The following is an 18,513-nucleotide window of genomic DNA, read 5'->3' as shown; positions in this document are numbered from 1 at the left end:
GGGCGGCGGCGTCCGCCGTGAGCACGCGCCGGGGTATGGCGCCGGCGCCGGCCGGCCGCCTGGGGAGCAGGGCGCGGGCGTAGCTGGCGGGCAGGCCGGGCACGTCGGGCATGTCACGCCCCCAACAGGGCCTGGCCGCAGACCCGCAGCACCTGCCCGGTGACGGCGCCGGCGCCCGGCGAGGCGAGGTAGGCGACGGCCTCGGCGACGTCGACGGGGCGGCCGCCCTGGCCCAGGCTGTTCAGCCGGCGGCCGGCCGTCCTGACCAGGAGGGGGACGGCGGCGGTCATCCGGGTCTCGATGAAGCCGGGCGCCACGGCGTTGACGGTGATCGCGCGGTCGGCGAGCGCGGGGGCGAGGGCCTGGGCCAGGCCGATCAACCCGGCCTTGCTGGCCGCGTAGTTGGTCTGTCCGACGTTGCCCGCGATGCCGCTGATGGAGGAGGTGAGCACGATCCGGCCACCGTCGGGCAGCAGTGGGGTGAGCGCCTCGGTGAGCCGTTCCACCGCGACCAGGTTGACGTCGAGGACGGTCCGCCAGCGGTCCGCGTCCATCCGGCCGAGGGTGCGGTCGCGGGTGATGCCGGCGTTGTGCACCAGGATGTCGAGGCCGGCCGGTTCGTCGCGCCGTCCGTCGGTCAGGCGTGCGGCGAGGTGGGCCGGCGCGTCGTCCGCGGTGATGTCGAGTTCGATGGGGACGCCGCCCAACGGGGCGAGGATGTCGCGCAGTTCGGCGCCGTGGGCGGGGACGTCGACGCCGATCACGCGGGCGCCGTCGCGGTGCAGCACCCGGGCCACGTGGGCGCCGATGCCCCGGGCGGCGCCGGTGACCAGGGCGGTGCGGCCGGCGAGCGGCCGGTCCCAGTCGTCGGGGGCGGCGGCGCGGCCGCCGGGGCCGATGCGGAGCGTCTGTCCCGAGACGTAGGCGGAGCGGGCGGAGAGCGCGAAGCGCAGGGTGGCCTCGATGGCGTCCTCGGCGCTGGGGGCGACCAGCAGCAGGTGGGCGGTGGCGCCGCCGCGCAGCTCCTTGGCGGCCGACCGCACGAAGCCGTCGAGGGCCCGCTGGGCCGCCGACTCGCCGGGGGTGGCGGCGAGTTCCGGCGGGGTGCCGAGCACGACGAGCCGGCCGCCGGGCGCCAGGGCGCGGATCCGGGGGTGGAGGAAGGCGTGCAACTGGTCGAGTCGGCGGCTCTCGCGGATGCCGGTGGCGTCGAAGACGAGGGCGCCCGGCGCCTCGGCGTCGGCGGGAACGGTGGCGCCGCAGGCGTCGAGGGCGGCGCGCAGTGACGCGCCGAGCCGGCCGCCGGTGGACTCGCCGAGCAGCACGGGCCCACGCGCCACCGGCAGTCCCGGCCGGTGCCGGACGAGGCGGGCCGGTCTCGGCAGGCCGAGGCGGCGTACGAGCGGGGCGCCGGCCCGGCTGGTGGCGAAGGAGAGATAGCGGTCGGCCATTGATTTCCTCCTTACTGCGGGGTAAGTCTACTGAAAAGTAAGACACCTGAGCACGCCGGTCCACGCGGCGGCCGGGAACCGGCGAGGGGACTTGAGATGAGTACGACGCGGCAGCCCGGGCGGAGGGTCGCGATCCTCGGCGGCAACCGGATCCCGTTCGCCAGGGCCGACGGCCCCTACGCCACCGCGTCCAACCAGGAGATGCTGTCCGCCGCGCTCGGCGGCCTGGTCGAACGGTTCGGGCTGCGGGGCGAGTTGGTGGGCGAGTTCGCGGCCGGCGCGGTACTCAAGCACAGCCGGGACTTCAACCTGGCCAGGGAGACGGTGCTGGGCAGCGACCTCGACCACCGCACCCCGGCCCTCGACCTCCAACGGGCCTGCGGCACGGGCCTGGAGGCCGTCGTGCAGGTCGCCAACAAGATCGCGCTCGGCCAGCTGGAGTGCGGCGTCGCGGGCGGCGTGGACACGGCGAGCGACGTGCCGCTGGCCCTGGACGACCGGCTACGCCGACTCCTGTTGGGGACCCGCAGGGCCGGTTCGACGGGCGCCAGGCTGCGGGCGCTCGGCGGGCTCCGGCCAGGCATGCTGCGGCCGGAGGTCCCGCGGAACGCCGAGCCGCGCACCGGGCTCTCGATGGGCGAGCACGCCGCGCTGACGGCCGCCCAGTGGGGCGTGACCCGCGCCGACCAGGACGCGCTGGCCGTCACCAGCCACCGCCGGCTGGCCGCCGCCTACGAGCGGGGTTTCTTCGACGATCTGCTCACCCCGTTCCGCGGCCTGGAGCGGGACCAGACCCTGCGCCCCGACAGCACGGTGGAGCGGCTGGCCGCCCTGCGGCCGGTGTTCGGCCGGAAGTCGGCCCGGCCGAGCCTGACCGCGGGCAACTCGACGCCGCTCACCGACGGCGCGGCCCTCGTGCTGCTGGCCAGCGAGGAGTGGGCGGCGGAGCGCGGGCTGCCGGTGCTGGCCTACCTCACCCATGTCCGCACCACCGCCGTCGACTTCGTCCCCGGGCCGGAAGGCGCCGAGGACGGCCTGCTGACGGCCCCGGTCTTCGCGGTGCCCCGGTTGCTCGCGGACGCCGGGCTCACCCTGGACGACGTCGACCTCGTGGAGATCCACGAGGCGTTCGCCGCCCAGGTGTTGGCCACCCTCGCCGCCTGGGCCGACCCCGAGTTCTGCGAGGGCCGGCTCGGGTTGACGAAGCCGGTCGGCGTCGTGGACAGCGAACGCCTCAACGTCGCCGGCTCCTCGCTGGCCACCGGCCACCCCTTCGCCGCCACCGGCGGCCGTATCGTGGCCACCCTCGCCAAGCTGCTGCGCGAACGCGGCCACGGGCGGGGACTGATCTCCGTCTGCGCCGCCGGCGGCCAGGGCGTGACCGCCATTCTCGAACGTCCCCGGGACGAGCCGCGTACCCGGGACGACGACCGGCAAGGGAGCTGACAGCCGACATGGGTGCTCGCGGGGACCTCGGAAGGGCCAGGCGGCGAAGCGCGTCCGCGGGGCGGGCGCCCGCCGAGGTGATCACGGAGGACGGCGCGGTGCGCGAGGTGCGGACGGCGCCGCTGGTGCCGGCGCCGAGCGCCGGCAGCACCGCGGACCTGCCGTACGTCAACGCCGCCGAGGCGCCGGACGCCGAGGTGTTCAGGCGCCGCACCGCGGACGGCTGGCGGCCGGTCACCGCCGCCGGCTTCGCCGCCGAGGTCACGGCGCTGGCCAGGGGGCTGATCGCGGCCGGGCTCGGCCCAGGCGACCGTGTCGCCCTGATGTCCCGCACCCGCTACGAGTGGACGCTGCTCGACTTCGCGATCTGGGCGGCCGGCGGGCAGAGCGTGCCGGTCTACGCCACCTCCTCCGCCGCCCAGGTGGAGTGGATCCTGCGGGACTCCGGGGCGACCCTGCTGGTCGTGGAGACCACCGAGCACGCCGCGGTGGCCACCGCCGCGATCGCCGAACTCGACCACTCCCCCGAGCTGTTGGTGATCGACGAGGGCTGCCTCGACCGACTGGCCTCGGCCGGCGAGCAGGTCGACGCGGCCGAAGTCGAGGCGAGGCGCGCCGCGCTCACCCCCGACACGATCGCCACCGTCGTCTACACCTCGGGCACCACCGGCCGGCCACGGGGCTGCGCCATCAGCCACGCCAACCTGCACGCCCAGACCGCCAACCTGGTGGCCCTGCTCAAGCCGGTCTTCGAGGAGATCACCGGGCAGACCCCGGCCACCCTGATCTTCCTGCCACTGGCCCACATCCTGGGCCGCACCATCCAGATCGCCTGCGTGTCCGCGCGGATCGTCAGCGGCCACTGCCCCAGCATCCGCCCCGACGACCTCCGGCCCGAACTCGCGGCTTTCCGGCCGACGTTCGTGGTCGGCGTGCCCTATCTCTTCGAGAAGATCCACCACACGGGCCGGGCCACGGCCGAACGTCTCGGCCGGGGCGCCTCGTTCGAGCGGGCCGACCGGATCGCGGTGGCCTACGGCGAGGCGACGCTCCGCGCCTACCTGGGCACCGGCCCCGGTCCTGGGCTCGGGCTGCGGCTCGCCAAGGGGCTGTACGACGTGCTGGTGTACCGCCGGATCAGGGCGGCGCTCGGCGGCCGGCTGCGCTACGCGATCAGCGGCGGCTCGCCGCTCGACCGCCGCCTCAACCTGTTCTTCCTCGGCTGCGGCGTCGTGATCTACGAGGGCTACGGCCTGACCGAGACCACCTCGGCCGCCACCCTGATCCCGCCGCTCGCGCCGCGCCCCGGCACCGTGGGCCACCCGATCCCCGGCGCGGCGGTGCGGCTGGACGACGACGGCGAGGTGCTGGTCAGGGGCGGCACGGTGGCGGCCGGCGCCGCCGACTCCGGCGAGTGGCTCCCCACCGGCGACCTCGGCAGCCTCGATACGGACGGCTACCTGCGGATCACCGGCCGCAAGAAGGACATCCTGATCACCACGGGCGGCAAGAACGTCTCCCCCAGCCTCCTGGAGGACCGGCTGCGCGGCCGGCCGCTGATCGCCCAGTGCCTGGTGGTCGGCGACCAACGCCCCTTCGTCGCCGCGCTGATCACCCTGGAGGCCGACCAACTCGCCCACTGGCTCACGGTCCGCGGACGGCCACGCGACACCCCGTTCGCCGAGCTGCGCGACGACCCCGAACTGCTCGCCGAGCTGCGGCGCTCCGTGGACTACACCAACGAGGCCGTCTCGCGGGCCGAGTCGATCCGCGCGTTCGCCCTGGTCGATGGCGAGTTCAGCGAGGCCAACGGGCTGCTGACCCCCTCGCTCAAGGTCAGGCGGGCGGCGGTGGCGGCGGCGTTCGCCGACGAGATAGAGCGGCTCTACGGGGCCCGCTGACCCCGGGGGCGGGCGCCTCAGCCTGACGTGTCGGCAGGCAGGCGGGACAGGCCCTGGACGTGGTCGCGCCAGCTGTGGGTCGGGGCGTAGCCCAGCAGACGGCGGGCCTTGGCGATCGACATCAGGGTGTCGTGGCGGCCGAGTTCCGTCCTGACCTCGACGTCGGGGAACTCGGCGGCGGCCAGCTCGGCCGACGGGGTGGACATCACGGTGTCGGGGCTGGCGATCACGAAGACCTCCATGCCGGGGGTCCGGTACTCCAGGCCCTTCCGCACGGCCTGGGCGCCGTCCCTGGCGTCGATGTAGGACCACAGGTTCCAGCGGCGCAGCTTCGGGTCGGCGTCGAAGGAGGGGAAGCGGGCGTAGTCCGACACCTCCATGACGTTGGAGAAGCGGAGGCCGACCATCTTCATCTCGGGGTCCCAGCGGCAGAACTGGGCGGCCGCCTGCTCCTCCAGGTGCTTGGCGAGCGAGTAGTTGCTCTCCGGGCGGGCCGGGTACTCCTCGTCGACCGGAAGGTAGGGCGGCGGGGTGTCGAAGGGCAGCCCGAGCACGGTCTCGCTCGACGCCCAGACCAGGTTGCGGATGCCGGCCAGCCGGGCGGCGCTGAAGACGTGGTGGGTGGACGTGATGTTGTTGCCGAAGACGGCCGTGTTGGGCACCAGGCCGGGGGCCGGGATCGCGGCGAGGTGCGCGACGGCGTCGACGCGGTCGTAGCGGTCGTCCACGGCGGTGAGCGCGCCCACGGTCTGGCCGTAGTCGGTCAGGTCGACGCGGACGAACGGGCACAGCGGCTCGGCCGGCGGGTCGCGGTCGAGGTTGACCACGTCCCAGCCGTGGTCGAGCAGCTCCCGGACGACGGCGCGGCCGAGCTTGCCGCTTCCGCCGGTGACGGCGACGCGTGGCATGAGATCACGCACCTTCATGTTCACGATCAGTGTTCGAGTCGGAGGTAGCCAATCACAGATGTCCCACTCCCGCGCCGTGTGCGGCGCTCCCGAGCAGGATGTGTGCCGGAGCCGTCTCCGCCAGTCGAGGGCGGACGCGCGGACGATCTCCCCCGCGGCGCGGACGCCCTTGTACGCGCCGCGGGGGCCGCGGTCTCCACGAAGGTGGCCAGGGCACGGAACGTCGCGTCCGGCAGATCGGCCGGGTCGGGACGCTGCGGGTGGAGACCACGACCAGCCTGGCCGGGCGGAGACGTGGTCCGTGCCGGGCACGACGATGCGCGGGCCGCCTGGACCGGCGGCACACCCGGCACGGCAGGCGGCCCGCCGCTTTACTGGGGCGCGGCCCCGTTCAGCCGGCCGGGGTCGCTCTCGAGATCCTTGGCGAAGACGCCGAGGAGGAGGCGGGCCAGGGCCTGGGCGTCGGTCGTGAAGGCGACATGCGCGTTGCGTTTCTGGGTGGTGCCCGGTCGGGTGTCCATGACGGTGCGGCCGACGGACAGGGAGCCGGCGGTCTCCACCGCGACGGGCAGGTGTCGGGTGGTGACGAGGTCGGGTTGGACGAGGTAGGCCGGGCACAGTACGTCGTGTACGGGTGCGGCGCCGGCGGTGGTGAGGGATCCCTCGTATGCCGTGATCCTCCGGTCTATGAACCGCGCCGCCGCGACACCGGCAGGTGTGCCGAGTTCCTCGAGTTCCGTACACGTCCTACGCGTGATGAGCGCCTGGTACGTGGCGTCGAGCGGTATGAGGGTAAGACGCTCGAATCCCGCGGAGAAGACCATCTGCGCGGCCTCGGGGTCGGCCCACGTGTTGAACTCCGCCGACGCGGTGACGTTGGCCACCGTATGACCTCCGCCCATGATGACGATCTCTTCGACCGCTTCGACAATGCTCGGGTCGATGGCGAGAGCGGCAGCGATGTTGCTCAGTGGTGCCGTCGCGACCAGGGTGAGTTGTTCGGTGGTCGTGCGGAGGGTGTGCAACAGGTATTCCACAGCTCCCGTTTCCCGCGCCCTGGTGCGCGCCGGCGGAATGGAAAGAGTGGTGCCGTGCGGGTCGTCTGCGGAATCGGTGTCGAAGTGCCTGGCCGCGGGAAAGTCCAATCGGACGATGGGGCGCGACAGTCCACCGAACACAGGAACGGTGGAAGCGCCGATCCAGTCAAGGACGCGCAAGGTGTTGTCGGTGGTGCTGGCGACTGGCGCGTTGCCGTGGACGGTGGTGACGGCGAGCAGGTCAATGTCCGGATGCAAGGCGGCGAACATGATGGAAACGGCGTCGTCGGTGCCGGTGTCCACGTCGAGGATTGTCTTGCGGGTCATTACTTCAGCCTTTCTTCACGATCAAGGGGATGTCGAGTCGTCGCTCCTGGTTAGTCAGGTTGACTGCGGCTCCATTCACGACGATGGCCTTCATCGATGATCTGTTGCGCCGCCTCCCAGAGGGATTCCGACGCGTCCTTGATGACGGACTTACGATTTCGGATGTCCGCGACCGTCACCCCGGGAGTTCTCCATGTGCCTCCCCGGTTCATCCAGTTGAGCAACAACGGTTGTAGGCGGTCCATCGCTTTGGCGAAGCGTGCTTCCGGGCTGCGACGCTGCTCGAATTCCTCCCACAGCTCATGCAGGCGTTGGGCTTGGTCGTCGGGAAGCAGTGCGCAGAGTTCGGCAGCGGCGGCATGCTCCCGGATTGATTGATCTCGGCTGCCGTCCGCGTCGTACAGCGGCGTGTCGCCGGCATAGATTTCCACGAGATCATGCACGGTCACCATTGCCATGGTCCTACCGACGTCGATTGCCTGGTCGGCGTGTTCCGCCAGGAACATGACCATGACGGCCAGGTGCCAGGAATGCTCCGCGTCGTTCTCACGCCGAGGGAGCGCCGCAAGGGGGGATTGACGCACCACGGTCTTCAGTCGGTCGATCTCGACGATGAATTCGAGTTGGGTCCGAAGGCGATCGGCGAGAACGTCCGGCAGAGGGTTGCGATCCACCAGGCGTTCAGCCGCGTCGGGCGCACCGTGCCCGATTCCGTCGTGCCGGCTGCCGTCCCGATCGGACATGGAAAACGAAACGACTTCGTCGAACGTGGGGGAGCTCTGCGTGCCGGGTCGCGTCGCGGTGATCGCTGCGACTGCCACGGCATGACGAGCGGCTTGCCTCAGGGTCTGTCCGTCGGCCAGCCGTGCCGCGAGCGCACCGATGAAGGCGTCGCCGCAGCCGGTCGTGTCCCGTGCCACCACGGGCGGAGCCGGCAGATGATGGGGAACGCCGCGCCCTTCTGCCACGTCCTCGTCAAAGACCACCGCGCCGTCGCCGCCCAACGTGATGATCGCTTGCCGCAGATTCCGCTGCCGGAGAGACCGGCCGATGTCCTGCCAAACAGATGGTGAGCGCACGGACAGCGGTTCTTTGACGAACTGCTGCGCCTCGACTTCGTTCAGCACGCCTACGTCGGTGTGACGAAGCAGTTCCGGGTCGATCTCGTCACAGGGTGACAGATTGACGATCGTCAGCATGCCTGATTCCTTGGCACGCCGGGTCGCCGCGCAGACCACGTCCGCCGGTGTCTCCAGGCTTGCGCAGAGAACGGCGGCGCCGGACGCGAAGGCATCCGTCCGCGCGATGTGGTCAACGGTCAACTTGCCGTTGGCGCCCGAGAAGACAGCGATGCTGTTCTGTCCGACGTCGTCCACAAGGATCAACGCGGTTCCCGTGCGAGTGTCGCTGAGCGTGACCAGGCCGTTCGGATCGACTCCGGCCTCTGTGAGGGCGTTCGTCACCAGGTGCGCCGCGGAGTCGTCGCCCACCGCGCCCACGATGGCCACACGTGCGCCCTGTCGCGCCGCCGCGACCGCCTGATTGGCGCCTTTACCTCCTGGACTCCAGGTGCCCTGTCCATCGTGGCGCAGGACCGTTTCTCCGGGTGCCGGCAGGCTGTGCACCCGTACCGTGTTGTCGGCGTTGAGGGAACCCACCACGACGATGCCGCCGTGGTGCTGCCGTGCGAGGCTCATGTGGGACCTATCGCTTCCGATGAGAGGGCCAAGTCGCTTTCGGCGTGCCGGGGTTCGGGCAGTTCCGCCGCGGCTGGCCGGGGGATGAGGTACGAGCTGGCCAGGGCCGCCGCGACGATGCCCGCGCCGACACCGATTCCGCCCGCGTAGCCCCCGATCGTCGGGCTGCCGCCGTGGTCGATGGCGATCTGGACCACGGGCAGCACCGCGAAGCTCAAGCCGGCGCCGAGATTGAAGGCTCCGGTGTTGATGCCGGGGAGGAAGCCTGGATTCCGCTCCCCGGACAGCACCACCGCCAGCCCGTTGAGCATGATGTTCGCCATGCCCGCGTAGGCGATGCCGAGCAGGACCGCTCCCGCGATCAGCAGGGCCAGTGAACGCAGGCCGACGGTGGCGATCAGGGTCAGGGTCACCACACTGCCGGCCAGCCCCACGCGCAGCACCCACAGATATCCGCGCCGGGGCGCGAGCCGGCCGGCGAGTGGACCGATCAGCCAGCCGATGAGCGCGTAGGGAGTGAGCAGCAGCAACGAGGTGGTGTCCGAGTTGATCCCGAAGCCCACCCGAGTGTCCTGCGCGAAACTGACGACCAGCCCGTTGATCGCCGCGAAGACGCCGGTGAGGGTCAGTGTCGTCGTCAACAACAGGGACCATGTCGCGCGGTGCCGCAGCTGGGCCCGGCTCACCAGTGGCTGCGACGTGATGCCCTCAACCCAGTGGAAGCACCCGAACGCTCCCAGACTCAGCACCGCCAGAACCCCGACGAGCAACCAGTTCGCCGCGTCGAGCTTTCCCACTTCGCCGAGTGCGATCAGCAGCGTGCCGATGCCGACGACCAGTGGCCCGACGCCGAGCCAGTCCATCCTGGCGCCAGCCGACGGGCGGGTTTCAGGCGCCTGAAGGCGCACCAGGATCATCGCGACGACGGCGGCAACCGCCATGAGCCAGAAGACCGGACGGAAACCGAGTCGCGTCGCGATGGCTCCCCCCACGATGACATCGACCCCCGCGATACCTCCGTTCACCGCGGTCACCACCCCCATCAACGTGCCGTAACGCCGGGGTTCGGGAACCGCGTCCCGCAACATCAGCAGACAGATCGCGATGACGGGCCCGCAACAGCCCTGCAGGATCCGCGCGATGTAGAGCACCTCGATGGTGGGCGAAAGCGCTGCCAGAACCGAGCCCACCGCGGACAGGCCAAGCGTCACGACCAGGGTCCGGCGGCGTCCCGCGATGTCGCTCAACCGCGGCACGAACACCGCGAACACGCAGGCGGAAGTGAAGAACGCGGTCTGGGACAGACCAGCGGTGACCGAATCGGTCTTCAACTCCCTTGCCAGCGTCGGCAACACCGGACTGAGCATGCTGGCGTTCAACTGGAACGCGACACAGGCGCTCAGCAAGGCCGTCATCAACGTCCTGGTCCGCACGGGCCGGGTGCTCATGACCGCGCCATCGGACGAGGCGCCAGCAGCCCACCGATCACCGAGGGACCAACGGCGCCGAGGACCGGGCACCGCGCGTGCCCGGTCCTCGGCGAGGACAGCAGGCGCCACGACACTCTACGAGACAACGACATAACAGACTCCTTTTGCCTTCCCTACCTGGCCTGATCCTGGTCACTGGGACCCGCTTGGCCGTCCTGACCAGGGCCAACGCCAGCCAGACTGGTATACCGCATCCCAGAGTCATGAGACAAGGGGCTGGCTCCGGTAGACTCACAGTGGGCTGCGGTATACCAGCAAAGGGGAAGAAGCCAAGGTGACCCGAGACGGCGAGATCCCGATGGGGGTCGCGCACACACCGCTGCGCGACCAGATCCGTGAACATGTCCGCACCCGCATTACGCGGGGCGAGTTCGCTCCCGGGAGCAAACTGGTGGAGCGCGAACTGGCCGCCGAACTCGGCGTGTCCCGCGTCCCGGTACGAGAGGCGCTGCGCATGCTCGAAACCGAGGGCTTGGTTCAGGTCGTGCCACGTCGCGGTGTCATCGTCAAAGAGCTGACCCACACCGACATCGAAGAACTGTTCGATGTTCGTGAGGCGCTGGAGTCGATGACGGCGAAGCGTGCGGCCGAGCGCGCCAAGACGGCCGACCTTCGGCGCCTACGGCGCCACCTCGATCGGGCACAACGCGCCGCCGGGGCCGGCAAGCTCGACGCCTTCGGCGACGCCAACCTCGCGTTCCACGACGAAATCGCCGTCATCGCCGAGAACAACCTGCTGCGGACCATTCTCGAACCGCTGCGCAGCCGACTGGACTGGCTCTTCCGTCAGCCTGACGATCCCGACCGGCTCTACGCGGAACACGACAGCCTCTACCAGGCGATCGCCTCAGGCGACCCCGAACGTGCCGGTGAGATGGCGAGAGACCATGTCCAGAGCAGCCGGGTGAACGCACTCCGCATCCTGTGCGCCGGAGAACCGACAGCCACGGTCGACTCAGCGCCCGGCAAGGAAGCCAGGAGTTGATCGAACCGCTCCCGCGCGCCGACGGCGGCACGCCGGCGCGGCGCACCGGCCCACACCCACGTGCCACGATCACCTCGCGGGCGCCGTTGGCGTCGACGCGGTCGTAGCGGTCGTCCACGGACCGGGCGATCAGCCGGGTCAGCTTGACACGGGGGCTTCACCTGAGGCCAGGCCGACGCAACGTCGGGGTGCGACGATGACGAGCGCGGTTGCCGCGGCCGCCGCTCCTTTCGTCTCGTCGTTCACACGTCAGGAGCCTTCGTTGCGTATCCCGTCTCGCCTGCCCGTCCGGACCCTCACCACGGCCCTCGCGCTGGCGGCCGTCGGCGCCCTCGCCGTGCCCGCCGGCACGGCCGCCCCCCACGAGCCGGCGCCGGTGGACGTCGCCGTGGACTGGTACGACCTCACCGCGGAGAGCGTCGCCGCCGCCGGCGCGTCCACCCAGGTCACCAACAACCGTACGTGGGCCGTCGGTTGGCTGGCCGCCGCGCGGGCGCTGCGCGCGGACGGCCGGGCCGCCTACCAGGAGGCCGCGCTGGCCGGGGCGGTGCACGAGGCGCTCAGCGAGCTGACCCCGGCGCGCGCCGCGGAGTTGGACGCGGCGCTCGACGCCACGCTGGACCGGGTGCCGGACGGCCCGGCCGAGGACGCCGGGCTGGCCGCCGGGCGGCGGGAGGCCCGGGCCCTGCTGGCCGAGCGCGCGGGCGACGGCCTCGATCCGGCGTCCGTCAACGCGCCGATCACGCTGCCGGAGCCGGCGCCCGGGGTCTGGCAGCCGACGCCGCCCGCCTACGGCCCGCCGGCACAGGCCGGCAACCGCCACGCGCGACCCTTCCTGTTGGCGGGCGCCGACCAGTACCGGCTGGCGCCGCCGCCCGCCGTCGACTCGGCCCGGCACCGGGCCGACCTGGCCGAGGTCGAGGCCTACGGCTCCGCGGACAGCACGGTGCGGACCGCGCACCAGACCGAGACAGCGGAATTCTGGTACGGGTCCTCGCTGACGCTGTACACCGAGCCGCTGCGGGTGGCGCTCGACCGCTCCCCGGGATCGCTCGCCGAGCGCGCCGAGCTGGTGGCGCTGTTCCATGTGGCGCTGGTCGACACCCAGATCGCCACGTCCGACAGCAAGTACGCCCACCTCGCCTGGCGTCCGGTGACCGCGCTGCGCGCGGGCGGCGACGCCGACTGGACGCCGCTGCACGTCACGCCCTCGCACCCGGACTACCCGAGCGGCCACGGCACCTACGCGGGCGCCGCGGAGGGGGTGCTGACCTCGCTGGTCGGGCCGCGCACCGCGCCGTTCGAGCTGACCAGCCCGACGGCGCCGGGCGTGACCCGCACCTACACCACCTGGCGTCAGCTGTCGGTGGAGAACATCGACGCCCGGGTGTTCTCCGGCATCCACACCAGGACGGCGGACGTCGCCGGCGTCCGACTCGGCCGCACCGTCGCGGCGCACACGCTCAGGAACGCCGACCAGTTGTTCGACTGACGGCCCGGTGTCCTGCCGGCCGCCACCGGCACGAGCCCGGGGACGGCGGGCGTCGCCCGCGCCGACGGCCTCTCCCCGCGCGAGTACCGAGGGCGGTCGGCGACCGGCCACGCGGAACGCCACGGCACGCCGCTGGGCCCTGTCCGGGCCGGCCTCAGCGGGTGAGGCGTTCGATGAGGGCCTGCCAGCCGTCGCCGAGGAACTCGACGACCTCGGGCTCCGGCGGCGTGCCGGCCTCCGGCCTCCGGAGGTAGAGCAGCAGCGGGCCTTCGAGGGCGGCGGTGAGCTGGATGGCGACGCCGTTCAGGCTGGGGATCCGCACGCCGGCCTGGGCGAGCAGGGTGCGGATGTGGAGTTGGGAGAGCGACGCGTCGCCGAAGGGGATCGGCCGGTCGCGGTCGAGGGCGGCCCGCGCGATGGCGTGGTGGTCCATGAGGAAGGCGATCCGGGCCCGGCCGTAGACGACGAGGCGCTCCACCGGATCGGCGCCCGGCCCGAGCGGCGGCGGCCCGCCGAGCACCTGCTCCTGGAAGTGTCGCTCGTCCGCGTCCAGCAGCGCCCGGAAGATGCCGGCCCGGGTGCCGAAGCGCCGGAAGACGGTGCCCTTGCCGAGGCAGGCGCGCTCCGCCAGGCCGTCCATCGTGACCTTGGCCACCCCCTGCTCCGCGATCATCTCGCGGGCCGTGCTCAGCAGGTGCTCACGGTTACGCACGGCGTCGGCGCGCTCGGCGCGCGGCTTTCCGAAGGGCACAACGGACCGGTCCACATGCCCAACCTACCGCCAGGACACCGAAGCGGGGTAAAGTCCGTTTATATTGGAGAGCGACCGCGGCACCGGGACATCCGGTCCGCCGCCGTCGCCACGTCATGACCGCTACGGCGGACCGTCCACCCACGAGGATTCACGACCATGAACCTGTTCCGCCTGGACGCCAGCATCCTGCCCGGAGCCTCCTCCAGCGCCGAGCTCGCCGACATCGCCGAGGCCGAGTGGGTCGCCACCCACCCCGGTGCCACGGTGACCCGCCGCCACCTCGCCACCGACGCGCTGCCCGCCGACGCCTGGGCGCTCGCCATCGTCGGGGGCGGCACCCCCGAGGCGGACCGCACCCCGGCCCAGCGCGAGGCCCTCGCACTGGCCGCCGGCCTGGCCGAGGAGCTCCAGAACGCCGACACCGCCATCCTGGCCGTGCCGCTGTACAACTACGGCGTCTCCCAGCACTTCAAGACCTGGGTGGACCTCGTCATCGCGAGCGCCGGCCCCACCACCCCGGTGCTGAAGAGCACCCCCACCGTGCTGGCCACCTCCCTCGGCGGCGGCTACGGCCCCGGGACCCCGCGTGAGGGCTGGGACCACTCCACCCCCTACCTGGAGCGGATCCTCGTCGACATCTGGGGAGCCGAGCTCACCGTCGTCAAGCGCGAACTCACCCTGGCCGCCACCACCCCCGGCATGGAGGGGCTGCGCGAGCTGGCCGAGCAGTACCACTCCGACGCTCGCACCGCGGCCCGCGCCGCCGGCCAGGCGCTCGCCGGCAACTGACGAGCGAACCACCGGGGGCGACGAGACGGCGACGGCGAGTCTCGTCGCCCCTCCGGACATGCTCGCCCGTCAGCTCGCGGGCGAGACCATACCGCCGTTGACGTAGATGGTCTCCCCGGTGACCCAGCGAGACCCGGGCGAGACGAGGAACTGCACCACGGGGACGACGTCCTCGGGAGCCCCGATGTCGCCGTTGATGGTCATGCTCTTGAGCCAGGCGATGGTCTTGTCGTTCTCGACGTCGTAGAAGAAATTCGTCTTCAGCGGCGCGACGGCGTACCCGCCCACCGGGCCGGCCGCGCCGGTGACCAGCAGGGTGCGCCCGCCGGCGGAGCCGAGCAGGTCGACGAGCCGCGCCGCGGTCAGCGCGTTGATCGGGAGGGAGGCGGCGTCGACCGGGTCGAGTGCGGCCGGCGACAACGCGGCGGCGGACGCCGGCCCCGCGGTCTCCTCGGCCTGGGCGGCCCGTCGCGCTACTCCGAGCTCGCCGCGCGGATCGCCGGGGTGAGCCGGAAGATGCTGACCCAGACCCTGCGCGGGCTCGAACGGGACGGGCTGCTGACCCGCACGGTGACCTTGTCGATGCCCGTCCGCGTCGACTGCGAGCTCACGCCGCTCGGCCACTCCCCGCTGGCGACGATCCGCCACCTCAAGCGACCGACCGCGCGCCGCGCGAGTGCGGTGGTTCCCCGGGGCGTGGGGGCCGTGACCGGCTCAGGCCCGGGGCAGTTGGAAGTCGATGACGCGCAGCGGCGAGGGTGTGGTGCCGGAGGAGCGCTCCTGGTAGAGGACGGACAGCACGCCGTCGACCGGGACGCGGGTGGAGTCGACGACGACCTCGCCGAAGGCGTTGAGGGACGAGCCGGCGGCCGTGCCGTCGTAAAGCAGGGTCCAGTCGGTCCAGCCGCTGGCGGCCGAGGCGGCGACGACCCGCACGTACGGCATCACCACGTAGGCGTTGTCGAAGGCGTCGAGCACCAGCTGCGAGCGCTGGCTGGATCGCATCGGCACCGGGATCTCCCGCTTCTGCCAGGCTCCGGCGGCGTTCTGGTGGAGGTGGAAGTTGTAGGCGTTGGCGACGCGCCCGGCGACGTAGTCGGGAACGCACTGGCCGAAGCGGCCGGGGACGTAGGAGACGAGGGCGTGCGGGCGGCCGGCCGAGTCGACGGCCTGGGACTCCTGGTTCATCAGCGCGTGGTCGGGGCTCAGCGGATCGACCACGAGCCCGGGTGAGTTGACGGAGACCAGGGTGCCGCCCGTGGTGCCGACGGTCGCGCCGGCCGCGTTGGTCCAGGTGCGGCCGGCGTCGGAGCTGCGCACGTAGACGGTGTCGTGGTTGGTGAGGTTGGCGCCGCAGGTCACGGCGGTGGACTGTTCGCGCCAGGTGCCGAACACGTGCAGCCGGCCGTCGCGGCCGTAGTCGATGCCGTGGAGGTAGAGGTTGCGGGCGTTGCTGGTGCCGCGGGCGGTGGTGTAGGCGCCGGTGGCGCTCGACCAGGCGCCGAGGTTGGCCCAGCGGGTGCCGTCGTACTCGGCGAGCGCGGCCTGGCCGTTGCCCGAGTGGCCGGTGCGGTAGCTGAGTTGGAGACGGCCGGCGGGCGAGACGAGGAGCTGGGGGTAGGTGAAGGTGCTGGTGAGGGCGGTGCCGTCCATGCTGGTCTGGACGGGGCCGAAGCGGTCGGCGCGCCAGGGGTGGGAGCCCGGCGAAGTGGCCAGCCCCGCGACCGACCTGACGTAGAAGTAGCCGCTGCTGTGCGAGTCCATCACGAGGTGGAGCCGGCCGTCCGCCGGGGAGACGCCGACCGAGATGACGTTGTGCGAGTCGTTCACGGTGAGGGCGTGGCCGACGGTGGTCCGCGACCAACTGGTGGCGGAGAGGGGGCGCCGGGCGATGGTGGCCTGCCGGTCACCGGCGTACCAGACGGCGTACTGGTGGCCGTTGTGGGTGAGCAGGCCGTGTTTCTGGAAGGCGTTGTTGTTGACCAGGCCGTCGAAGGAGACGAAGTAGAGCGCGGTCGCGTCGAGCAGGGTGCTGCCGCGCACGGTGGCGGAGGGGCCGGCCGCCGCGGCGGCGCCGGCGTGGCCGGAGGCGAGCCCGGCCAGGGCCGCGGCGCCGAGGGCCGACTGGATGACGCTTCTGCGGTCGGGCGTGCGGGACATCGGTCGCTCCCTGGGATCGAGCCGTCTGAATGGATTCAACTCCCGCCTGCGCAACCGGTCAACGGCCCTGCCGCCACGGGATCGCCGACAGCGGAACCTGGCCGGAAACAGGACCCCCTGTTTTCGGAAACGCGTTCGCCTCGCCGCGCGTTCCACAAGATCGAGGCAGCGTCGCACTCTCATCCGAAAGGCTTCCCATGACCACCGCACCCCCCACCCTGCGCATCACCCGTCTCGGCGGCCGGATCGGCGCCGTCGTCGAGGGCGTCCGGCTCGGCGGCGAGTTGGCGCCGTCGATCGTGGCCGAGATCCGGGCCGCCGCGCTCGCCCACAAGGTGATCTTCTTCCGGGACCAGGAACATCTGGACGAGGAACGGCACGAGGCGTTCGGGCGGCTGCTCGGGCCGCTGTTCGCGCACCCCACCGTCCCGGCGGCCGACGGGCGTTACGCGTTCCCCGTCGACTCCGAGCACGGCGACCGCGCCAACCGCTGGCACACGGACGTCACCTTCGTGCCCGACTACCCGGCGTTCTCCATCCTGCGGGCCATCACCATCCCGCCCTACGGCGGCAACACGGTCTGGGCCAACACCGCCACCGCCTACGCCCTGTTGCCCGAGCCGCTGCGGGCCCTCGCCGACGGGCTGCGGGCCATCCACACCAACGAGTTCGACTACGCCGCCGTCAGGCCCGAGGCCGACGCCGCCCAACTGGCCCGATTCCGCGAGGTGTTCGCCGCCGTCAGGTTCCGCACCGAGCACCCGGTGGTCCGGGTCCACCCGGAGACGGGCGAACGCAGCCTGGTGCTCGGCAACTTCGTCCAGCGCTTCGCCGGGATCCGGGCCCGCGACTCGCAGCTGCTGTTCGAGCTGTTCCAGGGACACATCGAGCGCCCGGAGAACACGGTGCGCTGGCAGTGGCGGGCGGGCGACGTGGCCATGTGGGACAACCGCGCCACCCAGCACTACGCCGTCGACGACTCCGACGGCCACCACCGCTCGCTGCGGCGGATCACCGTGGCCGGCGAGGTGCCGGTGGCGCCGGACGGCGGCGAGAGCCGGCTGCTCGAACCGGCCGCGATGCCGGGGCGCTGAGCGCGGGCCGCGCCCCCGACGCGCCGGCGGGAGCCATGCCGCCGGCGCGCTGGCTGGTCAGTGCCTAGCGCGGGCCGCGCTGCCTGACCGGCAGGGCCAGCAGGTCGCCGGTGGCCGTCCAGTCGATGATCTGGACGGCCGCGCCGGCCGCTTCCAACCCCCGGCAGTCGTGGTGATGGCGGCGCTCGATCTCGTCGAGACGCAGTTGGTCGGCGAAGGCCGGGTTCGCCAACTGCCGGCGGGCGAACGCCCACAGCCGGGGGTGCGCCGCGATCCGGTGCACCGCGTCCGCGTCGAGATGCCAGCGGTGCACCGTGTCCAACTGCACCAACGTCACCCACAGGTGCACGTCCGCGGCGGTCGGCGCGTCGCCCAGCAGGTGGGGCCCAGCCGCCAGCCGCTCCTCGACGGCGCCCAGCGCGCCCAGCAGGGTGGCCAGCGCGGCGGCCCGCCCGGCCGGGGCACCACCGGCCTGCCCGGCGCGCTGCGCGGCCGCGCTGATGTCCTCCTCGAAGAGCCGGTCGAGCGACCTGATCCCGTCCTCGGCCCCCGCCGGATACAGCTCGGGCACACCCGGGCCGCCGAAGCGCAGCGCCAGGTCGCGCAGGATGTCGCCGGTGTGGTTGCTGACCACCCGGCCGGTCCACCGGTCGGCGAGCACCGGGGCCTTGGCCGGCCCCTGATAGCGGTGGGCGGTCGCCTCGTAGGGCTCGCGCAGCGCCGCGTACCCGGCGCCCGGCGCGTCCGGCACGGGCGGCAGCAGGGTGCGGGAGATCCGGTCGTCGAGACCGAGCAGGGCGTGGGTGACGGCGATCCGCAGACAGCCGGGACAGGACAGCGCGAGATACAGGTGGTAGCGGTGGGCGGCCGGGTAGTAGCCGTGGTCGGCGTCGGGGCCGATCCGGCCCCTGATGGAGGAGGCGGGCGTACAGGCGGGCAGCGACGACGTCATGGACATGCGTCTCCCTCGTGGGCTCGGACG

At 72.2% G+C, this 18,513-nt stretch carries 15 protein-coding genes and 1 pseudogene; 7 read left to right on the top strand and 9 right to left on the bottom strand.

Translation table 11 applies throughout. The annotated features are described in order from the left end of the window. Positions 1–113 precede the first annotated feature (113 nt). Positions 114–1,451, bottom strand: a complete 1,338-nt coding sequence (locus E1283_RS12035) for a 3-oxoacyl-ACP reductase (protein ID WP_132817968.1) — start codon at positions 1,449–1,451, stop codon at positions 114–116. 96 nt (positions 1,452–1,547) lie between these two features. Between E1283_RS12035 and E1283_RS12030 the strand changes: the two genes are divergently transcribed. Both E1283_RS12030 and E1283_RS12025 read left to right on the top strand, forming a co-directional pair. Next, positions 1,548–2,897, top strand: a complete 1,350-nt coding sequence (locus tag E1283_RS12030) for an acetyl-CoA C-acetyltransferase (RefSeq protein WP_132817967.1) — start codon at positions 1,548–1,550, stop codon at positions 2,895–2,897. 8 nt (positions 2,898–2,905) lie between these two features. Further along, a complete protein-coding gene (locus tag E1283_RS12025) occupies positions 2,906–4,798 on the top strand; it encodes an AMP-dependent synthetase/ligase (RefSeq protein WP_132817966.1) in 1,893 nt (630 codons plus the stop codon). A gap of 17 nt (positions 4,799–4,815) precedes the next feature. Here E1283_RS12025 and E1283_RS12020 read toward each other — a convergent pair whose 3' ends face one another. The 4 genes from E1283_RS12020 to E1283_RS12005 form a co-directional block, all read right to left on the bottom strand. Further along, entirely contained in the window at positions 4,816–5,706 is an 891-nt protein-coding gene (locus E1283_RS12020) for an NAD-dependent epimerase/dehydratase family protein (RefSeq protein WP_132817965.1), read from the bottom strand. Positions 5,707–6,077: 371 nt separating this feature from the next. Continuing rightward, positions 6,078–7,070 carry a nucleoside hydrolase gene (locus E1283_RS12015; RefSeq protein WP_132817964.1) on the bottom strand — a complete coding sequence of 331 codons (993 nt, stop codon included), beginning with the start codon at positions 7,068–7,070 and terminating at the stop codon, positions 6,078–6,080. Between the two features lie 50 nt (positions 7,071–7,120). Next, positions 7,121–8,767 carry a PfkB family carbohydrate kinase gene (locus E1283_RS12010; protein WP_132817963.1) on the bottom strand — a complete coding sequence of 549 codons (1,647 nt, stop codon included), beginning with the start codon at positions 8,765–8,767 and terminating at the stop codon, positions 7,121–7,123. Continuing rightward, on the bottom strand, positions 8,764–10,182 hold the full coding sequence (locus E1283_RS12005; RefSeq protein ID WP_243744786.1) for an MFS transporter: 1,419 nt from the start codon (positions 10,180–10,182) through the stop codon (positions 8,764–8,766). Before E1283_RS12005 ends, E1283_RS12010 begins: the two co-directional genes overlap by 4 nt. 349 nt (positions 10,183–10,531) lie before the next feature. On the opposite strand from E1283_RS12005, the gene E1283_RS12000 reads away from it, so the two are divergent. Both E1283_RS12000 and E1283_RS11995 read left to right on the top strand, forming a co-directional pair. Further along, positions 10,532–11,242, top strand: a complete 711-nt coding sequence (locus tag E1283_RS12000) for a GntR family transcriptional regulator (protein ID WP_243744785.1) — start codon at positions 10,532–10,534, stop codon at positions 11,240–11,242. 262 nt (positions 11,243–11,504) lie between these two features. Further along, the gene (locus E1283_RS11995; protein ID WP_243744784.1) at positions 11,505–12,734 is read left to right on the top strand and encodes a vanadium-dependent haloperoxidase; all 1,230 of its coding nucleotides are present in this window, start codon (positions 11,505–11,507) and stop codon (positions 12,732–12,734) included. Positions 12,735–12,888: 154 nt separating this feature from the next. On the opposite strand, the gene E1283_RS11990 is transcribed toward E1283_RS11995, so the two are convergent. After that, complete coding sequence (locus E1283_RS11990) at positions 12,889–13,500, bottom strand: TetR/AcrR family transcriptional regulator (RefSeq protein ID WP_243744783.1); 612 nt, start codon at positions 13,498–13,500, stop codon at positions 12,889–12,891. A gap of 144 nt (positions 13,501–13,644) precedes the next feature. Between E1283_RS11990 and E1283_RS11985 the strand changes: the two genes are divergently transcribed. Further along, complete coding sequence (locus tag E1283_RS11985; protein WP_132817960.1) at positions 13,645–14,277, top strand: NAD(P)H-dependent oxidoreductase; 633 nt, start codon at positions 13,645–13,647, stop codon at positions 14,275–14,277. Between the two features lie 69 nt (positions 14,278–14,346). Here the strand turns inward: E1283_RS11985 and E1283_RS39435 are convergent, their stop codons facing one another. After that, the gene (locus tag E1283_RS39435; RefSeq protein ID WP_207930372.1) at positions 14,347–14,697 is read right to left on the bottom strand and encodes an SDR family oxidoreductase; all 351 of its coding nucleotides are present in this window, start codon (positions 14,695–14,697) and stop codon (positions 14,347–14,349) included. A gap of 42 nt (positions 14,698–14,739) precedes the next feature. Here E1283_RS39435 and E1283_RS38090 point away from each other — a divergent pair. Further along, positions 14,740–14,904 (top strand): annotated as a pseudogene (locus E1283_RS38090) (winged helix-turn-helix transcriptional regulator); the annotation flags it as partial. A gap of 87 nt (positions 14,905–14,991) precedes the next feature. Here the strand turns inward: E1283_RS38090 and E1283_RS11970 are convergent. Further along, positions 14,992–16,437, bottom strand: a complete 1,446-nt coding sequence (locus tag E1283_RS11970; RefSeq protein WP_132817959.1) for a BNR repeat-containing protein — start codon at positions 16,435–16,437, stop codon at positions 14,992–14,994. A gap of 197 nt (positions 16,438–16,634) precedes the next feature. Here E1283_RS11970 and E1283_RS11965 point away from each other — a divergent pair, with 197 nt between their 5' ends. Further along, positions 16,635–17,531, top strand: coding sequence for a TauD/TfdA dioxygenase family protein (locus tag E1283_RS11965; protein ID WP_132817958.1), 897 nt, complete (start codon positions 16,635–16,637; stop codon positions 17,529–17,531). 64 nt (positions 17,532–17,595) lie between these two features. Here the strand turns inward: E1283_RS11965 and E1283_RS11960 are convergent, their stop codons facing one another. After that, on the bottom strand, positions 17,596–18,489 hold the full coding sequence (locus E1283_RS11960; RefSeq protein WP_132817957.1) for a glutathione S-transferase C-terminal domain-containing protein: 894 nt from the start codon (positions 18,487–18,489) through the stop codon (positions 17,596–17,598). Between the last annotated feature and the right edge of the window lie 24 nt (positions 18,490–18,513).

The organism is Streptomyces hainanensis, from assembly GCF_004348415.1.
GTDB classification, from domain to species: Bacteria; Actinomycetota; Actinomycetes; order Streptomycetales; family Streptomycetaceae; genus Streptomyces; species Streptomyces hainanensis.
Note: the sequence above shows the minus strand (reverse complement) of the source record. Positions and strands in the feature narration are given on the sequence as shown.